General features: G+C 55.4%; 19 protein-coding genes and 1 pseudogene. 12 read left to right on the top strand and 8 right to left on the bottom strand.

Annotated elements, in window-relative coordinates:
• Positions 1 to 217 precede the first annotated feature (217 nt).
• The 7 genes from ACR0J0_RS05645 to ACR0J0_RS05675 form a co-directional block, all read right to left on the bottom strand.
• A complete protein-coding gene (locus tag ACR0J0_RS05645; protein WP_480661940.1) occupies positions 218 to 1,729 on the bottom strand; it encodes a mannitol dehydrogenase family protein in 1,512 nt (503 codons plus the stop codon).
• Positions 1,729 to 2,502, bottom strand: coding sequence for an L-iditol 2-dehydrogenase (locus tag ACR0J0_RS05650; RefSeq protein ID WP_480661942.1), 774 nt, complete (start codon positions 2,500 to 2,502; stop codon positions 1,729 to 1,731). The genes ACR0J0_RS05645 and ACR0J0_RS05650 overlap by 1 nt, the downstream gene beginning before the upstream one ends.
• Complete coding sequence (locus ACR0J0_RS05655; RefSeq protein WP_480661944.1) at positions 2,499 to 3,503, bottom strand: ABC transporter ATP-binding protein; 1,005 nt, start codon at positions 3,501 to 3,503, stop codon at positions 2,499 to 2,501. Before ACR0J0_RS05655 ends, ACR0J0_RS05650 begins: the two co-directional genes overlap by 4 nt.
• Positions 3,504 to 3,515: 12 nt before the next feature.
• The gene (locus ACR0J0_RS05660) at positions 3,516 to 4,346 is read right to left on the bottom strand and encodes a carbohydrate ABC transporter permease (protein WP_480661946.1); all 831 of its coding nucleotides are present in this window, start codon (positions 4,344 to 4,346) and stop codon (positions 3,516 to 3,518) included.
• Between the two features lie 12 nt (positions 4,347 to 4,358).
• The gene (locus ACR0J0_RS05665; RefSeq protein ID WP_480431073.1) at positions 4,359 to 5,225 is read right to left on the bottom strand and encodes a carbohydrate ABC transporter permease; all 867 of its coding nucleotides are present in this window, start codon (positions 5,223 to 5,225) and stop codon (positions 4,359 to 4,361) included.
• Positions 5,226 to 5,331: 106 nt separating this feature from the next.
• Positions 5,332 to 6,636, bottom strand: coding sequence for an ABC transporter substrate-binding protein (locus tag ACR0J0_RS05670; RefSeq protein ID WP_480661948.1), 1,305 nt, complete (start codon positions 6,634 to 6,636; stop codon positions 5,332 to 5,334).
• A gap of 94 nt (positions 6,637 to 6,730) precedes the next feature.
• Positions 6,731 to 7,756 carry a LacI family DNA-binding transcriptional regulator gene (locus tag ACR0J0_RS05675; RefSeq protein WP_480661950.1) on the bottom strand — a complete coding sequence of 342 codons (1,026 nt, stop codon included), beginning with the start codon at positions 7,754 to 7,756 and terminating at the stop codon, positions 6,731 to 6,733.
• Positions 7,757 to 7,875: 119 nt separating this feature from the next.
• Between ACR0J0_RS05675 and xylB the strand changes: the two genes are divergently transcribed.
• Positions 7,876 to 9,312, top strand: a complete 1,437-nt coding sequence (xylB, locus tag ACR0J0_RS05680; RefSeq protein WP_480661952.1) for a xylulokinase — start codon at positions 7,876 to 7,878, stop codon at positions 9,310 to 9,312.
• A 287-nt stretch (positions 9,313 to 9,599) separates the two neighbouring features.
• Here xylB and ACR0J0_RS05685 read toward each other — a convergent pair whose 3' ends face one another.
• Positions 9,600 to 11,195, bottom strand: a complete 1,596-nt coding sequence (locus ACR0J0_RS05685; protein ID WP_480661954.1) for a GMC family oxidoreductase — start codon at positions 11,193 to 11,195, stop codon at positions 9,600 to 9,602.
• A gap of 109 nt (positions 11,196 to 11,304) precedes the next feature.
• On the opposite strand from ACR0J0_RS05685, the gene ACR0J0_RS05690 reads away from it, so the two are divergent.
• From ACR0J0_RS05690 to ACR0J0_RS05740, 11 genes and pseudogenes are all read left to right on the top strand, one after another.
• Positions 11,305 to 12,543 carry a TRAP transporter substrate-binding protein gene (locus ACR0J0_RS05690; RefSeq protein ID WP_480661956.1) on the top strand — a complete coding sequence of 413 codons (1,239 nt, stop codon included), beginning with the start codon at positions 11,305 to 11,307 and terminating at the stop codon, positions 12,541 to 12,543.
• A gap of 66 nt (positions 12,544 to 12,609) precedes the next feature.
• On the top strand, positions 12,610 to 13,275 hold the full coding sequence (locus ACR0J0_RS05695; protein WP_170467697.1) for a TRAP transporter small permease: 666 nt from the start codon (positions 12,610 to 12,612) through the stop codon (positions 13,273 to 13,275).
• Entirely contained in the window at positions 13,275 to 14,633 is a 1,359-nt protein-coding gene (locus tag ACR0J0_RS05700) for a TRAP transporter large permease (RefSeq protein ID WP_480661958.1), read from the top strand. Before ACR0J0_RS05695 ends, ACR0J0_RS05700 begins: the two co-directional genes overlap by 1 nt.
• 11 nt (positions 14,634 to 14,644) lie before the next feature.
• Positions 14,645 to 15,424: an IclR family transcriptional regulator gene (locus ACR0J0_RS05705; RefSeq protein ID WP_480661960.1), complete on the top strand. Its 780-nt coding sequence runs from the start codon at positions 14,645 to 14,647 to the stop codon at positions 15,422 to 15,424.
• Positions 15,425 to 15,653: 229 nt separating this feature from the next.
• Complete coding sequence (locus tag ACR0J0_RS05710) at positions 15,654 to 16,004, top strand: phytanoyl-CoA dioxygenase family protein (RefSeq protein WP_480661962.1); 351 nt, start codon at positions 15,654 to 15,656, stop codon at positions 16,002 to 16,004.
• Between the two features lie 12 nt (positions 16,005 to 16,016).
• Positions 16,017 to 16,148 (top strand): annotated as a pseudogene (locus ACR0J0_RS05715) (phytanoyl-CoA dioxygenase family protein); the annotation flags it as partial.
• A gap of 18 nt (positions 16,149 to 16,166) precedes the next feature.
• The gene (locus ACR0J0_RS05720; RefSeq protein WP_480661964.1) at positions 16,167 to 16,580 is read left to right on the top strand and encodes a hypothetical protein; all 414 of its coding nucleotides are present in this window, start codon (positions 16,167 to 16,169) and stop codon (positions 16,578 to 16,580) included.
• 283 nt (positions 16,581 to 16,863) lie between these two features.
• A complete protein-coding gene (locus ACR0J0_RS05725) occupies positions 16,864 to 17,133 on the top strand; it encodes a potassium channel family protein (protein ID WP_480661966.1) in 270 nt (89 codons plus the stop codon).
• Positions 17,134 to 17,312: 179 nt separating this feature from the next.
• Positions 17,313 to 18,392 carry an AI-2E family transporter gene (locus ACR0J0_RS05730; RefSeq protein ID WP_480661968.1) on the top strand — a complete coding sequence of 360 codons (1,080 nt, stop codon included), beginning with the start codon at positions 17,313 to 17,315 and terminating at the stop codon, positions 18,390 to 18,392.
• The gene (locus ACR0J0_RS05735; RefSeq protein WP_480661970.1) at positions 18,389 to 19,453 is read left to right on the top strand and encodes an HlyD family secretion protein; all 1,065 of its coding nucleotides are present in this window, start codon (positions 18,389 to 18,391) and stop codon (positions 19,451 to 19,453) included. The genes ACR0J0_RS05730 and ACR0J0_RS05735 overlap by 4 nt, the downstream gene beginning before the upstream one ends.
• A complete protein-coding gene (locus tag ACR0J0_RS05740; protein ID WP_480661972.1) occupies positions 19,443 to 20,450 on the top strand; it encodes a DUF2955 domain-containing protein in 1,008 nt (335 codons plus the stop codon). Before ACR0J0_RS05735 ends, ACR0J0_RS05740 begins: the two co-directional genes overlap by 11 nt.
• Positions 20,451 to 20,503: the final 53 nt, after the last annotated feature.

The following is a 20,503-nucleotide window of genomic DNA, read 5'->3' on the forward strand; positions in this document are numbered from 1 at the left end:
CCACACGCCTGTCATCGACGCGCGGCTTGCCGTGGGGCTTCGGGAAGAAGGGCTCCAGACGCGCCATTTGCGCATCCGTAAGCCAGAAGAGGTCAGACTTGTTCACCGCTCGTTTTTGAACCGTGAATCACGCCGCAAAACGGAAATCCCAGGCTACGGATCTGACTGACGAATACGGCAAGATAAAAACACGACTGATCGCTCACTGCATATAGGATTAGCGTGATTTTGAGCCAACAGTGATAAATTTGGCTATGACGGCACGGCTGCCATTCTGCCAGATCGCGGTCAGCCATGAGGCGAAAGTCGCGGAAAAGTTTGTGCCGCTACGAAATGCTCCGTTGTACTGGTGTTGGTCGAGCCAAAGCTCTGGTTCTGCTTTGGACGCCAACGCTGTTTTTCGTAGGCTCTCCCATTGGGGGTCATTGGGCGCGATTTCAGATCCATCCTCTCGAACACCCGCACACATCCGGCACCAGAACGCTTCTGCCAACGCGAGTCCGTTTGCGGAAGAGCCAGACGAAAGTGCATCACCCAGCGACGGCAGCAGAAATCCAGGATGCCGAGCCGACCCGTCGAAAGCGACCCTGCGCGTCGTATCATGGATTGACGTGTTCGCAAATCGCCTCTCAACCAACTCAAGGTAATCTTTGGCCGTCGTTCCGGGGACGGCTTTGACATGAGGGAGAATTTCTTCAGCCTGAACTTTTCTGAAAAAAGCGAAGATGTCCTGGTCCTGCATACAATCCGAAATCGTCGGGACGTTCAGAATTTCCCCGACATTTGCGAGCAGTTGGTGCCCGCCGTTCAAAATGCGCAGTTTCATTGTCTCGTAGCTATGCACGTCGTGAGTCAGGGTTACTCCGACCTTGTCGAGCGGCGGCCGCCCGGCGCAGAAATCATCCTCGATCACCCATTGGCGAAAATTTTCATGCGAAACGGGCGCTCGGTCATCGATGCCAAGGGTTCGGCATTGCGAGAGTAATTGATCAGTTGTCGCGGGCACGATGCAATCGACCATCGAGTTGGGGAATGCCCCGTTCTCGTCAATCCAGTCGGCCAGATCAGGGTCGGACAGCCGCGCCAAGCCAACAACGCAGTTTCGCAGGATTGTCCCGTTGCCCTGCAGGTTGTCGCAGCTCAGCACAGTAAAGGGTTCTACTCCATTCCCCCGGCGCTGGCTAAGCGCGGAAACAATGGCGCCAAAAACCGTGCGAGGCTGGTTGGGGAATTCCGCATCATGGCGGATATCTTCGTGATCGATGTTGAAGGCGCCGGTGTTGGCATCGAGAAAATACCCTCCCTCAGTGACCGTAAGCGACACAATCCGAATGGATGGGTCGGCCATCTTGAGGATCAGCGCTGCGTTGCCCGCTTCTATTGGCAGATAGTCGATCATCGGGCCGATCACCTCGGCGGATGTCCCTTTCGGATCCAGTTCGACTAACGTAGTCAGGCAGTCCTGCGAAAGAAGCCTCTCTCGCATCGCGGCGTCATAGTTTCGTACACCGGCTCCGATGATCGCCCAGTCGTGGGCCTGACCCTGCTGCATCAGCTGGTGAAGATACCAAGCCTGATGCGCACGGTGAAAGTTGCCAAGTCCGATATGGACGATGCCCGGCGTCAGATCCGAACGCTGGTACACCGGAGTTCTGATAGTCGCTGGTAGGTTTGATAGGTTACTCAGCCGTAACCGTACCGGAGGGTTTGCATTCACGACAGGATCCATCAGCTCATCCAGTTTCCGCCGTCAACATTGTAGGTTTGTGCGACGATGTACTTGGCCTCATCGGAAGCCAGAAAAACCGCCATCCCGGTCAGATCTTCGGCACGGCCCATCCGGCCGTAGGGGACGGCAGCAGCCACTTCGCGTTTCTTCTGACCGAGTGGTTTGCCTTCATGTTTTGCAAAGAAGGCATCAACGCCGTCCCAGTGTTCGCCGTCGACAACACCCGGAGCAATTGCGTTCACGTTGATGCCATGAGAGATCAGGTTCAGCCCCGCCGATTGAGTTAGAGAGATAATTGCGGCTTTGCTGGCACAGTACACGCTGACCAAAGGCTCACCCCTGCGCCCGGCCTGAGACGCCATGTTGATGATCCGGCCATTGGTCCCGTGTTCGATCATGTGACGCGCGACGGCCTGCATCGTGAAAAGTGTACCCGCCACGTTGATGTCGAAGACGCGGGTATAGTCGGCGCGCTCGATCTCGACAATTGGGGCGGCGGTGAAGATGGCCGCATTGTTGATCAGAATGTCTATGGGACCGAAATAGGCCGCCGTTCGCGCGACGGCTTCATCTACGCTGCTCTGATTGGTTACGTCCATTTCGACGGCCATAGCGGCGTCCCCGATTTCGGTCGCTTCCACTTGCGCCCGAAGGCCGTCGATGTCGGCTATCGCGACACGCGCGCCTTCAGCAACATACGCCTTGGCAAAGGCCAACCCTATGCCACGCGCGGCCCCGGTGATGAGGGCGGTTTTGCCAGCCAGTCGGTTCATTCGACCCGCAGCCCTTGTGCGTCAAACCGGTGAATGACATCGGCGCGTGGGGTTAGGTGGACACGATCGCCGTGGCGGAATCCTACTTCTCCATCCGCACGGACGGTAATGGTTTCGGCCAAGCCGGTTTCGTGGATATGGAAAAACGTGTCCGATCCCAGATGTTCCGACACGCCGACGACACCGGACCATGCCCCATCGCTATCGGATACCGTGATATGTTCAGGTCGCACTCCGATGGTGTGGGCGCCGTGTTTTTTTGCCTCTGCGCCTTCTATGAAGTTCATCTTGGGTGAGCCGATGAACCCCGCAACAAACAGGTTACGCGGCGTACGGTAAAGCTCCAACGGGCTGCCGACCTGTTCTATAACACCGGCCTGAAGAACGACGATCTTGTCGGCCATCGTCATGGCCTCGACCTGATCATGGGTTACGTAGATCATCGTTGTGGCGAGGCGTTCGTGCAACTCGCTGATCTCCAACCGCATGCCGACCCGCAACGCTGCATCAAGGTTTGAAAGCGGTTCGTCGAACAGGAAAGCGGCTGGCTCACGGACAATCGCACGCCCGATGGCGACCCGTTGACGTTGACCCCCGGACAACTGACCTGGGCGGCGGTCCAGATAGTCGGTCAGGTTCAGGACGCTCGCCGCGCCTTCGACGCGCTTGTCGATCTCCGCTTGATCCAGCTTCGCCATACGCAGTGGAAAGGCGATGTTCTTGCGCACCGTCATGTGTGGGTAGAGCGCATAGGATTGGAACACCATCGCCAATCCCCGTTTCGCGGGCGGCACGTCGGTGGCATCCGCGCCGTCAATGTCGATGGAACCGGAGGTGATGTCCTCCAACCCCGCAATCAAACGCAAAAGGGTGGATTTACCGCAACCCGAGGGGCCAACGAAAACTGTGAACTCACCATCCCCGATGGTCAGGTCCAGCGGAGGAATGACCTGTACGTCGCCGAAGCTTTTGGTCACGGATTTGAGTTGAATGCGTCCCATACGGAGGGCTCCTTATTTCACAGCGCCGAAGGTCAGGCCGCGGACAAGTTGTTTCTGGCTGAACCAGCCAAGGATCAGGATTGGTGCGATTGCCATGGTCGAGGCTGCGCTGAGTTTGGCAAAGAACAAGCCTTCCGGGCTAGAATAGCTGGCGATGAAGGCAGTGAGCGGGGCCGCGTCGACGGCTGTCAGGTTGAGGGTCCAGAATGCCTCGTTCCACGCCAGGATGAAGTTCAGCAGCACGGTCGAGGCGATGCCGGGAATGGCCATAGGTGTCAGGACATAGAGGATTTCCTCTTTCAGCGTCGCCCCGTCCATCCGCGCAGCTTCCAGAATTTCACCGGGAATTTCGCGGAAATAGGTGTACAGCATCCAGACGATGATCGGCAGGTTGATTAGCATCAACACGACGACCAATCCCCCACGAGTGTCGAGTAGCCCAAGCCGAATGAACAGCAGGTAGATCGGGTACAGCACGCCCACTGCAGGCAGCATTTTGGTGGACAGCATCCAAAGCAGGATGTCCTTGGTGCGCTTTGAGGGCACAAAGGCCATCGCCCAAGCGGCAGGCACCGCAATGATTACGCCCAGAATAGTTGATCCGCCTGCGATGATAACCGAATTCCACAGGAACCGCATGTAGTCAGAGCGCTCCTGCACGATGGCGTAGTTTTCCAGTGTCCAGTCGAAGTTCAGGAACAGGGGCGGGCTCGCAATTGCCTGTGCTTCGGTTTTGAAGCTGGTCAGGATGGTCCAGAGGATCGGGAAAAAGATCAGTAATCCAACTGCCCAGGCAAGGGCAGTGTTCAGCGATTTGCGGCGGGTTGTGACGGCGCGGGTCATGGTTGTTCCTCCTCACGCGTCCAGGTTCTTGCCGACGATGCGCATCAGGAAGATGGCAACAATGTTGGCAAGGATGATGGCGTAGACACCTCCGGCGGATCCAAGGCCGACATTCTGGCTTTCCAGCACGCGCTGGAAGATCAGATAGGTGAGTGTGCGGGTGCCGAATGCGCCGCCGGTGGTTACAAAGATTTCGGCGAAAATCGACAGCAAAAAGATTGTCTGGATCAGGATTACGATCGTGATTGCGCGGCTCAGGTGTGGCAGGATGATATGGTAGAAGCGTTTCAGGACTGGTGCACCGTCCATCTCGGCGGCTTCCAACTGCTCACTGTCCAGCGATTGAATTGCGGTGAGCAGGATCAGCGTTGCGAAAGGCAGCCACTGCCACGACACGATCATGATGATTGAGGTCATCGACGCCTCGGATAGCCATGAAATCGGTTCGGCTCCAAAGAAACGCCATAGATGGGCCAGCAAACCGTTCACCGGATCCATGAACATGTTCTTCCAGACCAACGCGGAGACCGTAGGCATGACGAAGAATGGCGCGATCACCAGAATGCGGACAACACCTTGTCCCCACATCGGCTGATCCAGCAGCATCGCCAGAAGGATGCCCAGCACCACCGTTATCACCAGCACGCCGCCGACAATCACCAGTGTCGCCTGTACAGCGGGCCAGAAAGAGCTGGAAGATACGAAGCGGACATAATTGTCGAACCCAACCCAACCCAGATCACCGCCACGCAGGGGCAGGTATTTCTTGAAAGAAAAGTACAGCGTCATCGTCAGCGGTACGAGCATCCAGCCAAGCAGCAGGACCACTGCGGGTGCCATCATCAGGCGAGCAACGGATCGGGAATGTTGGGTTGCCATGACGCAAGACCTCTCTGTTCAGGCGTGTGCCAGCCTGCGAGAAAAAAACGGGTTGTGGAAGGGGAAGGCGGGGGGCAGTAGATTGCCCACCCGCGGGGAGAAGCCCTCAGTACCCTGCGGCTTCCATCTCTTCAGCGGTGAAGGCCTGCGCTTTCTCAAGCGCCTCTTCAACCGATTGCTGTCCGGCATAGACCGCCGAGAACTCCTGGCTCACCTGTGTGGCGATACCTGCGAACTCCGGGATCGCTGCAAACTGGATGCCAACATAGGGCACCGGTTTCACGGTAGGGTTGTTCGGATCCGCGGACAGGATCGAGTCCAGAGTCATCTTGGCAAACGGCACTTTCTGATACTCGGGGTTCTCATATAGCGAGGTGCGCGCGCCCGGCGGGACGTTGGCCCAGCCTTCGTTTTCCGCTACTAACTCAATGTAGTCTTTGGATGTCGCCCATTCGATGAACTGTTTCGCGGCATCTTCCTGCTGAGTACCCGCCGGGATGGCCAGCGCCCATGCCCAGAGCCAATTGGATCGTTTGTCGACACCGTCCGAGTTCGGCGCCAAAGCAAAACCGACCTTGTCCGCGACAGTCGAATCTTCCGGATTTGTTACAAATGACGCCGCAACGGTGGCGTCGATCCACATGCCACATTTACCCTGCTGGAATAGCGAGAGATTCTCGTTAAAGCCGTTTGTCGCATAGCCCGCAGGTCCGGATTCCGCCATCATGTCGACGAAGAAGGTCAGCGCCTCATTCCATTCGGGCTGATCGAACTGAGGCTTCCATTCCTCGTCAAACCAGCGCGCACCAAAAGAGTTCCCGGTCACGGTGATGAACGCTCCGCCTTCACCCCAGCCAGCTTTGCCGCGCAGGCAGATACCGTTGATATCATTGTCGCGGTCCGTCATCGCTGCCGCAGCTTCGCGGATGAATTGCCAGGTAGGTGCGTCAGGCATTTCCAGCCCGGCTTTTTCCATCAGGTCTGTGCGGTACATCACCATCGAGCTCTCGCCGTAGAACGGAGCTGCGAAAAGTGTGCCCTCATGGCTCAGCCCGTTACGCATGGCGGGCAAAATATCATCGACATCATATTCTGCAGACATGCCTTCCAGCGGCACCAGCCAGCCATTTGCACCCCAGATCGGCGTTTCGTACATGCCGATGGTCATGATGTCGAACTGACCGCCTTTGGTCGTGATGTCGGTGGTTACGCGCTGACGCAGCACGTTTTCTTCCAATGTCACCCACTCGACATCGATGCCAGTCGCTTCGGTGAATTTGTCGGTATAGCCCTGCATCCGGATCATGTCACCGTTGTTCACAGTGGCGATTGTAATGGATTGCGCGTGGGCTGCTGCCGTGGCGACGAATGTCAGTGCAGTCGCCGCACGAAGTGCGTGCTTCAGATACATCCCTGTCCTCCCTGAGCTTGGATGTCGTGCAGAGAGCGTAGGTCAAAAATTGTCGCGGCGTCAATAAAAACTTTACGCGCGTTAAAAAGCGGGGTTATGCAGAGTCCCTCAAAACAAGTCGCGCGGGGAAAAGTGTCTCTGTTCGAGAAGTAAACCTTCCCCCGTTTTCAATGAGTTCAAACAAGGTTTCGACACTTCGCCCGGCCACGTTGTCATAGTCATGCGCAGCCGTTGTCAGCGAGGGGCACGTAAACTTTGCGAATGGATGATCGTCATTTGAGGCCACGCGCAGCGTGCAACGCTCCTTTCGGCCAACCCGAATCCCCTGTTCGAAACAAGCGGCAAGAAAACCAATGGCAAGCCGATCATTGCTGCACAAAACCGAATCCGTCCTCAATCCACGCTCTTCCAGAACTTTCAGCGCGCCCCTGTGCCCGATCTCTTCAAACGCCCAGCCTTTACCATCGACTTTGATGATATGCGGCTCGAACCCGAGGCGCTCCATCACTTCAACATAGGCTGTTCTTCGCTTGTTGGCGTTCGGGTTCGCAGGCGTGCGCATTTCGAAGAAAGAAGGCGGCTCGCCTGTCCGGGTCATGTACTCCACGGTCTGAGACACAAAGCTGAAATTGTCTGAACCAACAAAGGCTGCACCCAGACCATCAAGATTACTGTCAAACAGAACAGTCGGCACATTTGCACAGAACTTCTCAATCGCGGATCTGTCTGAAACACGTCCCAAAGGTGCCAACAGAACCCCGGCGGGTTTCATGGATTGCAGGCCATCCAGAATTTCGTTTTCCAGCTTTTGTTCGCCGTGAGAGCTAAACAGGGAAGGGCGATACCCGGCCGCGATACAGCTTTGCTCCAGATAGCGCGCAATTTCGGCAAAGAACGGATCGGCCAGATAGGGCACGACGATGCCGATATTCTTGGTCAATTTCCGGTTCTGGTTCACAGCATAGATATTCGGGCGATAGTCGAACCGTTCGAGCGCCTCTTCGATGCGAGCCCTTGTCGTCGGACGAACGCTATCGGGATCGTGGAAATATTTGGACACCGTGGGTCGCGAGATGCCGCTGAGGGCTGCGAACTCTTCCATATTCTTAATTTTGGTCATGCCAGTCTGCCTGCGGATGTTAGCGGCCTTGATCTTATCATATTTTTACATATTCTTTGCGCGCGCTAAAAATCAATAGCCAGACAAGTTCCGCGTATCTGTGCAGGCAAGGGGTTTGAATGTATCTCGGGATCGATATCGGAACGTCAGCGGTCAAGCTTGTCTGTGCGGACACCGATCGAATTCTTGCGTCGTCTTCCGTCGGAATCCAGACCTCCTCGCCACAGCCTGGCTGGTCAGAGCAACACCCCGAGCTCTGGTGGCAGGCGACGCGTGATGCGCTGACCCAGCTTGCCGGGCAAATCACGCTCTCGGAGATCAAAGCCATCGGGTTGTCCGGCCAAATGCACGGCGCTGTTTTGCTGGATCGCGGTCTGCGCCCGATCCGTTCAGCAATCCTGTGGAATGACAGTAGGGCAGTACAGGAATGTGAGGACCTGCGCGCGGCCCAGCCGGAAATTGGCCATATTGCAGGCGTCATTCCCTTGCCGGGCTTTACCGCGCCCAAGATTGCTTGGTTGAAAAAACACGAGCCCGCCAACTATGCACAGCTTTCCCATATTCTCCTGCCCAAGGACTACATTGGGTTGTGCCTGCATGGAGAATTGGCAACCGACGCGTCCGATGCCGCCGGGACACTGTGGCTGGATCAGGCGTCGCGCAACTGGCATGCCGGAATTGCTGAGGCTTCTGACGTGGCACGCGATTGGCTGCCGCAGATTTTCGACGGCCACAGTGTCGTTGGCACTGTGACGGCACGGGCCGCAGCTGAGACGGGATTGAGACCTGATGTGCCCGTCGTGGCCGGAGGAGGGGACGCGGCAACCGGGGCGGTGTCTTTGGGTGCAACCGAACCGGGTCGAGGCTTCATCTCTTTAGGGACGTCCGGCCAGTTGTTCGTGGCGGATCGCGCTTACAAACCCAACCCCGAACGTTATGTACATGCTTTTGCGCACACGGTGCCGGGTCGTTGGTATCAAATGGCGGCGATGCTGAATGGCGCAAGGCCGATTTCGTGGATAGGTGGACAGCTTGGGCTTTCCGCAGCTGAAGTTGTTGCCCTTGCCGAAACGGTCAGCGGGGATCGCGTGCCGATTTTTCTGCCGTATTTGACTGGTGAACGCAGCCCCCTCGGCGATCCGCATATCCGGGCCTGCTTCTTTGGTCTTGAGGATTCGACAACACGTGCTGACATTTGCCGTTCCGTATTGGAGGCCATTGCGTTTAGCTTTGCCGATGCAGCGCAGAGTTTCGGCGACACTATGGATAAATTGCCGGAATTGGCTGCCATCGGAGGAGGCAGCCAATCAGATTTTCTGCTGAAGTTGATCGCGACGGTGATTGGGAAACCCGTAGTGCGCTCGGAAGGAGCCGATACTGGCCCGGCCTTTGGTGCGGCGCGGCTGGCAGCTTATAGCGACGATGTGATCACCGGAGCCGATCTCGCGTTTCAGCTGCCAACTGCAGATAGGTTCGAGCCAGCTGAAATGACAGTGCTCTTCGAGCGGTTGACACAGTTTCGCCGGCTTTATGCTGCCATCAAGAACGTTAACTAGCAGCCACCAACCAACCCTTCGCAACTCAAACTGCTTCCTGAGTGTGATGGAGGAGTTTTGTGCAGCAATTGGTAAACTGTGCGTCGCTCGACATTCCTGTAGAACGTCAAGTGCATCTTGCCTAACCGCCATAGTTGGAACGAGAAAAAGGTGAAAACCGAAATCGGAATGCGCCCCAAAATTTGGAGCAGTCTCCATAGACGGACGAATTCGAGTCCTGTGTTACGTGCGCACTGGTGTATGGGTTGCCGCAGTTCTGTTTGAAATTCAGGCCGTCGTGCGATGTGTCAAGCATCCGCCTTTATCAAATCGCTGGCCTTTTCGCCGATCATGATCGCTGGGGCGTTAGTATTGCCACTGACGATCTCCGGCATGATCGAGCAATCTGCCACTCGCAGGTTAGATATGCCGTGTACCTTTAGTTTTGCGTCGACAACGGACATCTTACTGCTTCCCATCGCGCAAGTACCGGTTGGGTGATAGATTGATGTGGAGTTGGATCTGGCCCAATCCAGCGTGCCTTCATAATCGTCGTGGCTCAGCTCAGCTGTCGGTCGAAATTCCTCTGAAATCTTTGAGGCCAGAGGGTTCTGTTCAGCAATTTTGCGCGCGATGTTCACACCGTCGACGATGGTTCGGCAATCCGTTTCCGTGGAAAGGTAGTTCGGGATGATTTTGATATATTTGGACGGATCCGGACCATTCAGGCGCAATTCGCCTCGGCTTTCCGGGCGCAGCTGACAGACCGACATCGTAAAGGCCGAGAAGGGATGTACACCTTCACCGGGGCTGTCGGCAGACCAGGGTTGGACGTGGAACTGAATGTCGGGCGTCTCTACATCCGGGCGGGTTTTCATGAATCCGGTGGCTAGGCTGGCGGCCATCGTCATAGGACCTGCACGAAACAACGCGTATTTTAGGGCGATGCGCGCCTGATTGAAATAGCTGCGCACTTCATCATTCAGCGTCGGCTCATTGCATTTGAACACCAGCCGCGCCTGCAAGTGGTCCTGCAAACCCTTCCCAACTCCGGGCAGGGCATGTTGGGGTTCGATGCCATTTTCCTTTAGATGATCCGGGTCACCGATTCCCGACAGCATCAGGATTTGGGGCGAGTTGATCGCCCCGCCTGAAAGGATGATCTCTCGTCGAACTTTCAGGGTTTGTTCGGCCCCGGTGCGATCCCGGTAAACCAGACCAGTTGCTTTTTTCCCGTCCAGAACCACGCGTGTCACCAGTGCGTTGGTGATGATGTTCAGGTTGTGACGTCCCCGGATGGGCTTGAGATAAGCCACGGCAGCGCTGCACCGGCGACCATTGCGGGTGGTTAGTTGGAAGTAACCCACGCCCTCTTGTTCGGCGCCGTTGTAATCTGGGTTGAATGGATAACCGGCGGTCTGCGCTGCGGCCACCCAGGCATCGCAGATAGGTCGTTGAATGCGCATATTGGACACAGACAAAGGCCCGCCGACCCCGTGATATTCGTCTTCGCCCCGCTCCTGATCTTCACAGCGCTTAAACAGGGGAAGGACATCATCCCAGCCCCAACCTTCATTCCCCATTTGCCGCCAGCGGTCATAATCCTCTTTCTGACCGCGCACATACAACAACCCGTTCAGCGAGGATGAGCCGCCCAGGACCTTGCCCCGTGGCCAGTCGATTGACCGCCCGTTCAACCCCGGATCGGGCTCGGTGCGATAGCACCAATCAACAGAAGGGTTATGCATGGTTTTGAAATAGCCGACCGGGATATGAATCCAGGGGTTTGTGTCACGGCCACCCGCTTCAAGCAAAGCAACGGTTGTATTGGGATCGGTGCTCAGCCGGTTGGCAATGACACAGCCCGAAGATCCCGCGCCAACAACTGCATAATCCACCTCCATGATCGCCTCCTTCCAACGTCGTTGAAAAAAACTCTATGCAGGATGCAAGAATTATACTAGCATTTTTTGATACAAAACGTCTCAATAATTGCGATCAGGGAGGTAAGCAATGGAGATCGGTAAGAAACTAAGTGGCATTTCCCGGCGGGATTTTTTTCGTGTGGCAGGGCGCTATGGCATGAGTTCGACTCTGCTGGCCGCAGGTGGCTTCGGTGGCGCGATGAGTCTGGCGAATCTGGCGCAGGCAGCCGAATCAACCTACGAAAAGCGCTTTTCGAAAGAACCGAAGCACACGCTGAAATTTGGCGCATCGGGGTTCAACACCCGCAATCTTCTGATCGAACGCGCGGGCGCGATCGAATTTGCGCGGGACTTGGAAGAACGCACGGACGGTGAGATTCGGATCGAATTCATTGGCGACAACCAGATCTGCGGCCAGTTGAGCTGTGTTGAAAAAACCCAGCAGGGGATTGTCGATATTTATGCGGCCTCAACGCAGAACTCGGCCGGTGGCGCGCCTTATCTGAACGTGCTGGACTATGCCTATATGTTCCCCAGCCGTGCGGCGCAGTATCACTTCTTCTATAGCCCCGCGAGCCAGCGTATCCTGCGCGAACCGCTGGAGAAACGGCACGGGCTGAAGTTCCTGTTTACCCATTGTGAGTTGCGCGGTTTGCAAATGGGATCGACTTTTGCGGACAAACCAACTGTCACCAAGCTGGAAGAATTGTTCGGTACCAAGAACCGTGTGACGGGTACGCAGTTGGGCAGAATTGCAATGCAGCTGTTGAACTTGAACCCGGTGCCGGTGGCTTGGGAAGAAACGCTGGATGCGCTCAAGACTGGTCTGATCGACGGGGCGGAAACCTGGGCGTCGGCCGTGGCTTACGCCAATATGGCACCTGTGGTTTCGCAGTCGGTCAACCTGAAATTCTTCTGTGGCACTGAACACACATCCATGTCGGCCAAGGTCTTTGACGGTCTGGGCGGAGAGTTGCAGGATGCTGTGATGGAATCCTCATATTTCACGCAAGCCTTGATCCAAGGCGCGAACGAGGCGGCGCTGCTGAACACTGTGGGCTTCTCGGACCCGCAATTGCCCAACACGATCTTTGCCGAAAACGGAGTGCGTCCGGCTTTCCTGGCGGACGATCAGATCAAATTAGCGGAAGAAATGTGCGCCCCGAACTACAACCCTGAACCTTGGGCGCAGTGGCGCGAACGCCTTAACAAATGGGCCGGCGGCATCGATACCTATCAGGAAATCTACGACATCGCGCGTGAGATCCCAGCGGACACGCTGCCCGAGAATGTCGAGCCGCGCCGTTGGTGGATGGGCCAGGCCTGATAAACTCACAGACCTGGCCTGGTACCGGGCCAGGTCAACCAATTACCGACTGGGAGGACGGGGTTCATGTCGTTTTGGGCAGACACAGGTGCGATCTTCAGCGCCTTTCTCAGCCAGGATTCGTTCGAGATTCAATCCGCGTTGGAATCCGATGCCACGTGGGTTTGGGGCGCGATTGTGTCGGCCCTCGGCGGGTTCGTGATCATGCTGATCTATCGGGCGGTGCCCTTCGTCGAACGGCATCTGGAACGCTCGGTGATGGTGTATTCCTACCTCGCGATTGCTTTGATTATCTTTTGGGGCGTGATCGACCGATTTGTGTTCAACGACCAAGAGCCGTGGTCAACCACCATTCCGCCTCTTCTGTTCATGGTCATGGCGTGGTTCGGAGCGTCCTACAACGTACGCCTGCGCACACATCTGAGTTTCAGCGAGTTTCGCACGGCCATGCCGCGCGGCGGGCAATTGGCTTGTCTTATCCTTGACGCGGTTCTGTGGTTCATCTTTGCGGTGATCGTCATTGTGACCACGACCCGGTTGGTGGCGCTGTCGGCGTCTAACTTTCAGATCGTTCTGGGCACCGACAATATCATGCAGTGGTGGTTCCTTCTGGCTGCGCCTCTATCCTTCTTTCTGATGGTCGGACGGGTATTTCAGAACCTTGCCGATGATTTGCACAACTGGAAAACAGGCGAGCCGCTGATCAAGCAGGCCGTGATCGGAGCAGACTAATGACAGACGGAACCATGGTCACACTGATCTCGCTTGGGGTCACTTTTCTATTCATGTTGGGCGTACCCGTCCTGCTGGTCATCGGCTATTGGGTCATCGGTTGTTCCTTTGTCCTTGGCCTGACGCTGGACAACATGGGGGCCGAACTTTTGAACGTGTTCAACAAAGGGTTCGCCCTGCTGGCGATGCCGCTTTTCATCCTGACCGGAGACCTGATCAACAAATCAGGCATCGCGAGACGGCTCAGCGATTTTGCGTATGCCTGTCTGGGTTGGATACGCGGCGGGCTGGCGATGGCGTCGCTGGGCGCTTGCGGATTGTTCGCCGCAATCTCGGGGTCGAACTCGGCGACAACCGCGACCATCGGTTCGATGCTGCACCCTGAGATGGTCAAAGGCGGCTACGACGAGCGGTTCAGCGCTGCGACCGCAGCGGCGGGCGGCACAGTGGGGATCATAATTCCTCCGTCGATTATTTTCATCGTCTACGGCTTCCTGATGAACCTGCCGATTTCCGAACTGTTCGTAGCAGGTATCCTTCCGGGCGCGCTGATGGTGTTTGGCATGCAATTTGCGTGCTGGATCATCTGCCGTATGAACGGATGGGGTCATCTGATTCCGCTGCAACTGAATCGGGTGCTAAAAACCGCGTTCGGAGCGTGGTTGGGTTTCTTCGCCATCGGACTGGTGCTTTGGGGCATCTATACAGGCAAGTTTTCTCCGACCGAGGCGGCGGGCGTGACGGTCGGCTTCTGCGTGATCGCAGGTTTGGTCAGCTATCCGATCAACCGGATCATGGGCGCAAGGAACGACATTTCACCCACCGAGAAGACCTTTGCCGAGATGTTCGTGGTCGAAGGCTTCACAATCCCTGAAATCCCGTCAATCGTGATCCGCTCGGCACAGATCACCGGCATCCTCGCGCCGCTGATTGCAATTTCTGTGGTGATGCAGCAAATCCTGTCGCTGCTTGGGGCGCAAGAAACCATTGGGAACTTTGTGACCTCGATGGGCGGTTACCACGCGGTTCTGTTTACCTCGATGGTTATCGTCTTCTTCTCAGGCATGGTGCTGGAAAGCCTTCCGGTCACGATCATTCTGGCCCCGATCCTGGCGCCGATTGCGGCCTCGGTCGGGATCGATCCGATCCATTTCTCGGTAATCTTCCTTGTGGGCGCATCCATCGGGTTCATCACACCGCCATACGGGTTGAACCTCTATGTGGCGTCAGGTGTGACCGGCGTGCCCTATTTCCGGCTGCTACGCTATACGGTGCCTTATCTGGTGGCCCTGTTGTCTGTCTGGATTTTAGTATCGCTGGTACCCGATCTGGCCTTGATCCTGCTGCCAAATAACTAGACTGTCACGTTATGGTTGAGACGGATACACAGGACAAGGAAACTCAGATTCCGACCAATTTGCGCCTCCTTCTCATCCTTGAGGAGGTGGCGCGAAGAGGAATTGCCGTCAAACCATCAGACCTTGTCGAAACACTGGGTTTGGCCAAACCAACCGTTCACCGCCTGCTGCAGACCGCAGAATCCGAAGGTTTCCTGCAGCGCGACCTTGATGGGCGCTCGTATGGCCCTGGGCATCGGCTACGGCTGCTTTCGGTTAATACGATGTCTTCCGAGCACCTGCGTACGGCGCGTTTGGCAATCTTGCGCAGCGTAGCAGAAGAGGTTGGTGAAACTTGCAATCTCGCCGTCCCGGACCGAGAGGGAATGATCTATCTGGACCGGGTGGAAACGAAGTGGCCGCTGCGAATTCAACTGCCGGTGGGTACACAGGTACCTTTTCATTGTACCGCCAGTGGTAAGATGTATCTCTCGACACTGCGGCAAAAAACGCTGGATGGATTTCTTGCAGCGGGTAACCTGAAACCGCAGACTGAACGATCTCTGACTGATCCCAAGGTATTGCGGGTGGAAATCCAAAACATCGCCAAGAACCGGTTTTCCACCGACGATGAGGAATTCATGGCTGGAATGACGGCCCTTGCTGTGCCCGTTTTGGATGGGCAGGGCAGGTTGGTGGCCACGCTGTCGGTGCACGCCCCGACACAACGTCACGACGTCAAAAGCCTAATGTCGTTTCTGGGAATACTGCAAAAAGCGGCGGACGAACTTTCGTCTCTTTTGAACGAGTGAATTGCGTCTGAGGTTGCCGTCAAACGTGAGCTTTTCCCACCAGCTGCTACGTCAATCATCGACTGGTTTTGGCGAGTTCTGGACCAAAGCTGACGAGAGCGTGATCAAGGTTCGGTATGGGCGTTTGCTAAACTTTGCAAAGTCGAAATTCTGTGCAGCGAGGCCTTAGGTGGGTAACGCAGCATTCGACACATTGAGCGCTTTTTGTGCCGTAGTCGCAGCGAGAGGTATGACCGAAAGTCAGATCGAGAGATACCGCAGGGATGGGTTCATTGTCCTCGAGCGAAGGGTCTCAGACGCAATCATCAGTTCCATTCATACCGAGACCGACTGTTTCACGAACATGGCCCGCGGGATGACGGCCTCGGATGAGCGGCTGGATCTGGAAGACTGCCATACGCCACAAAGCCCGCGCATCCGCCGGGTGAAACTGCCCCATACTCAGTCGAAGGTGATCGACGATCTGATGCGCTCGGACCATATTCTGGCGCCGGTTCGGGATTTGATCGGTCCGGACTTGCGGCTGCGGACGACCAAGCTGAACATGAAGTCTGCAGGTTTCGGTGCGGCGGATGAATGACATCAGGACTGGACGTTTTACCCCTACACCGATGACGACGTTCTGGCCGTCGGCATCATGATCGACGATATGCAGGACGGATACGGCCCGCTGCGGGTGTTCCCCGGTTCCCACAGAGGGCCGGTCTATTCACACCATCACTAAGGGGTCTTTGCTGGTAGAATGGATCTGGAAGCTTTTGGGCTGGACAGCGGCAACTCGGTGCAGCTGATGGGCCCCGCCGGTTCGATCTCAATCCATAACGCACGCATCATTTATAGCTTGGATCTTAACACCTCACCCAAGGATTGGCGGGTGATCTTTTATGAGACGATGGCGGCGGATGCTTTTCCGATTGTAGGCGGTTGCGGAACTTGGGAAGGAATTGAAGAGTTTGACCAGCGTTTGCTGTGCGGTCAGTCGACGCTGGAGCCGCGCATGGAATCCAGTTCACTGAGCGTAGCAGCGCCGGATGCTCCTACCCAAGGCTCGATCTATGAAGTCCAAAAGGCCATGGGAAAACGCGCTTTCACCATTGCTAATAGAAAAATGAAAATGTCCAACCGGCAACGCTTCTTTGCCTGTTTGGTACGTTGAAACGTGAATTCGCTCGCTGATCTTATCTATTGCGGATGGATGCACTTCTCACGTTGGCCGCGTGAGCAAGAGCCGAATAATTTTGAAGTATCCCGAAGCGGTAGGGCCTGAAGATCGTTGCAACTCCCGCCTGATACGCAAGTTGGGTGTGCAACAGTTTTTTGGTTAAACTCAAATCAATTCACTAAATGCTATTTATATATGAATTGCTTGGTATGGTGGCCTTATGAACTCACTAACCAGAATTACGCGAGGTGTAGGCGTCGCCTTTAAAGATGGCAGGGTGAAGGGCCTTCTTGCCTTCACAGCTGGTATGATCCTATGGGCGTCGGCGTTTTACCATTATGTCGAAGGGTGGAGTTGGCTCGATTCCATCTACTTTTCTGTCGTGACAATTTCGACTGTGGGGTTTGGCGACTTTTCTCCTGAAACCGCGGCAGGGAAGATCTTTACGATGTTTTACATCATCGTGGGCCTTGGCATCTTTGTGACTGCGGCTACCACGGTGGCGGATACAATTTTGTCTCAGGATGACAAAAAAGAGGACAATTAGGTTTTGCCCCTTTGAGCCAATGCGAGTTCATACGCAGGCATTAGTTTGACCAAACAGCGCTGTCCCAAACAGGTTTTACTGTGGTTTATAAGCAGCGGTAGGATCCTCAAAAGTTTAAACAATATACATATTACTTTTTTTGAGTGTATCGTTCAGCAAACTGATAACGGAGGGATGGTATGGAAAAGACCCAGGACGCGAAGATTGTCGATCTCGCGATAAGATTGCTGTTTCTTGGACTATTCCTCTACAGCGCTTTGGTAATGGTCGCTCCACTGGCAAGCGTGGTTATTTGGGCGACGATCCTGTGCGTCGCGCTCTATCCGGTTTTCGATTGGCTGCAATCTAAGTTGGGTGGACGGAAGAAACTTGCCACGACAATCTTAGTTTTGTTGGGCCTTGTTTTGACCTTGGGGCCGGTCGCAACGGCAGTATCCGGAGCTGCCGAACTTGGATCTGAATTTGCGGAACAAGCGGATAAGGGCGAGCTAAAAATCCCACCAGCACCCGAGGGCCTCAGTGAACTGCCGCTGGTCGGAAACAAGTTTGCCGAAGTCTGGGGCTTGTTTGAACGAAACTTGGATGGCGCACTCGCCAAATATGGCGCGCAGATTCTGGAGATCACCAAGTCACTGTTCGGAAGGGTGTTGAGCATCGGACTTGGGCTTTTAGCGCTGGCTCTGTCCGTGTTGATCATGGGCGCCTTGTTCAGCCCCGGGCCAAGTTTGGTGCAAGGCCTTCAGCGCTTTGCCAACCGAGTCTTTGCACCCCGTGGCGGCGAGTTCGTGACCCTGGCCGGCGCTACGATCCGCAATGTGACGAAGGGTGTGATCGGCGTGGCTGCCATTCAGGCGGTTGTCGTTTGGATATTGTTGGCGCTGTTCGGAATTGGCTCGGCCGCCACACTAGCGTTTATTTGCCTGATCCTCTCGATTATCCAAATCGGGCCCGGCTTGGTTCTTTTGCCGGTAATCATCTATGCCTGGAGCACGATGTCCGGTGGAACCGCGTTGATCTTCACCATACTGGCTATACCTGTCGCGATAATGGACAGTTTCCTAAGGCCTGTATTCATCTCGAAAGGGCTTGAGACCCCGATGCTGGTCATTCTGATCGGTGTTCTTGGTGGCATGATGGCGTACGGATTGATCGGCATCTTTATGGGTCCCGTCCTGTTCGCTGTCTTTTACGAGCTGTTCAAAGTTTGGATTGACGCGCCGGCAGAATCCGAAAGCGCCGCTGAAGGAACGGCGAAATGAGAAAGACCATATGGACCACTCTGGCCGTCATTCTTGTCTTTCTGGTCTGGTACCTTGTCGCTGACCGAAAAACGCCGTTTACCGGGAACGCCCGCGTAAAAGCTATCGCTACCCAGATCGTTCCACAGGTCACCGGAACAGTGACCGAGGTTCTTGTTGAAAACGGTCAAGTTGTCTCGGCCGGTGATGTTCTGGTTCGGATCGATTCCAGACCCTACGAAATTGAACGCGACAAGGCGGAAGCTGATCTTGAAGCAGCCACGCAGGAGGTGGGCGCGTCCTCGGCTGAGGTGAGGGCCGCACAAGCCAAACTGGCACGGGCCCAGAGTGATCTGGACACGATGCGCATTCAGACCGAGCGTGTTTTTACACTGGAAAAAAAGGGATTGATCGCTGTCTCAAAGGCCGATGATGCCCGAGGTCAATTGGCAGAGTCTGAGGCAAATTATGAAAACGCCAAGGCGGATCTGGAAAAAGCAAAGCAACGGCTGGGAGACGACGGGATTGAAAATCCGAAAATCCAACGCGCCCTGGCTGCCTTGGCGGATGCAGAGCTAAATCTTGAATGGACCGAACTGCGTGCTCCGGCAACGGGCGTCATTTCCAATCTGTTGATCGCTCCCGGAACTTATGCGCGATCCGGTCAGGATCTTTTGACGTTTCTGGATGCAACCGACGTATGGATCGAAGCGTATTTCACCGAAAACAACCTCGGCAGGGCTGTGGTGGGATCTCCTGTCGATGTCGTGCTGGATATGCATCCGGGCCAGATTGTTCCGGGCGTGATCGAAAGCTTCAGCTCGGCTGTATCCCTGAGTGGCGGAGATGAACCAGGCCAACTGGCGAGCCCGCCAAGCACCAAAGGGTTTCTGCGCGAACCAGAACGGTTCCCAGTTCGGATCGTGCTACCGGGATATGAGGCCGGAAGCGCCGAAGACGATCTGCGCTTCCAACTCAACGGGCAGGCCGATGTGATCATGTACCTGAGCGACAATTCCCTGTTGAACGTGGTTGGTCGAACCTATATCCGTTTGGTCTCAATACTGTCTTATGCCTATTGAGGATCGAAAATCCGTTCTTCGGCTCGCGCTGGGTGTAACCGGCGTTTTCGCCTTGGGTTTGTTTCTGGGGTGGCCATTGGCGGTTGTGGGGGCAGTTTTCACCGCTTTGTTCCTACAGGCCCCAGCCGCGCTGCCTTTGGCGGCATTCGCCAAGCTGTTTGTTTTCTCAATAGGATTGATGTCCATCTCATTCCTGTTGTCTTCAGTCTTCGCGCCCTACCCCGTGGTATTCCTTATTCTGGTGGCCATCGGGATCATCCTGTCCTTCATGTGGTCAGTTTCAGGGGCCGGTGTTTTACCCGGTGTCATAGCGCTTATGGGGGCGTTGATGATCCCGAACCTTGTTTTGCAATCGCAGGATCTGGCGTTGGTGCTCGTGTTTTGGATACCGATGAACCTACTCTTTGCCGGTTTCGTCGCGACGCTGATGTTTGTGCTGATACCAGCGGAACCTCAGACAACCGCTCAGAAGAAAGCTGACGCGCCACCAGACTTTGACCGCTACCGGCGGATCGTCAGAATGTCGCTAGTGACGGTTCCATTTGCCATGGCGTTTTTTTTGTCCGGCGCCTCAGCTTTGTTGGTTCTGTTCTTTGTTGCCCTTCTGAGCCAACAACTGGCGGCAATGCCGTCAATGGGCAAAGCCGTCGCCAAAGCCATGCTTACGGCAAACCTGCTTGGGGCAGCGGTGTCGATCATTTGCTATGAGGTAAACGTAATCGCACCGACTATTGTGACACCTGTTTTATTGTGTTTGGGCTTCTGCTTCGCACTCGGAGCGCTTGGAAAATCTCAGGTCCCGCTAGCAGCAGCAGCCGGTTCAGCATTGACAACGGTTCTGATCGTTTACGGAGGGTCGATTGCGCCCTTTTCGGACGAGGCTGACGTCAAAAGTATCACTCGCGTATTGCAAGTCGCCGGGGCCGCCTTCTTCGTGATTGTCGCTTACGTCATAGTAGACGAGTTCTGGCCGGAAAGGAAAAAGCAGGTTTCTTGAAGTGCCTGAAGTAAAGTGCCTGGTTGTCCATACCAGCAACAAATAAGCGGCAT

Source organism: Ruegeria sp. BF12 (assembly GCF_056538705.1).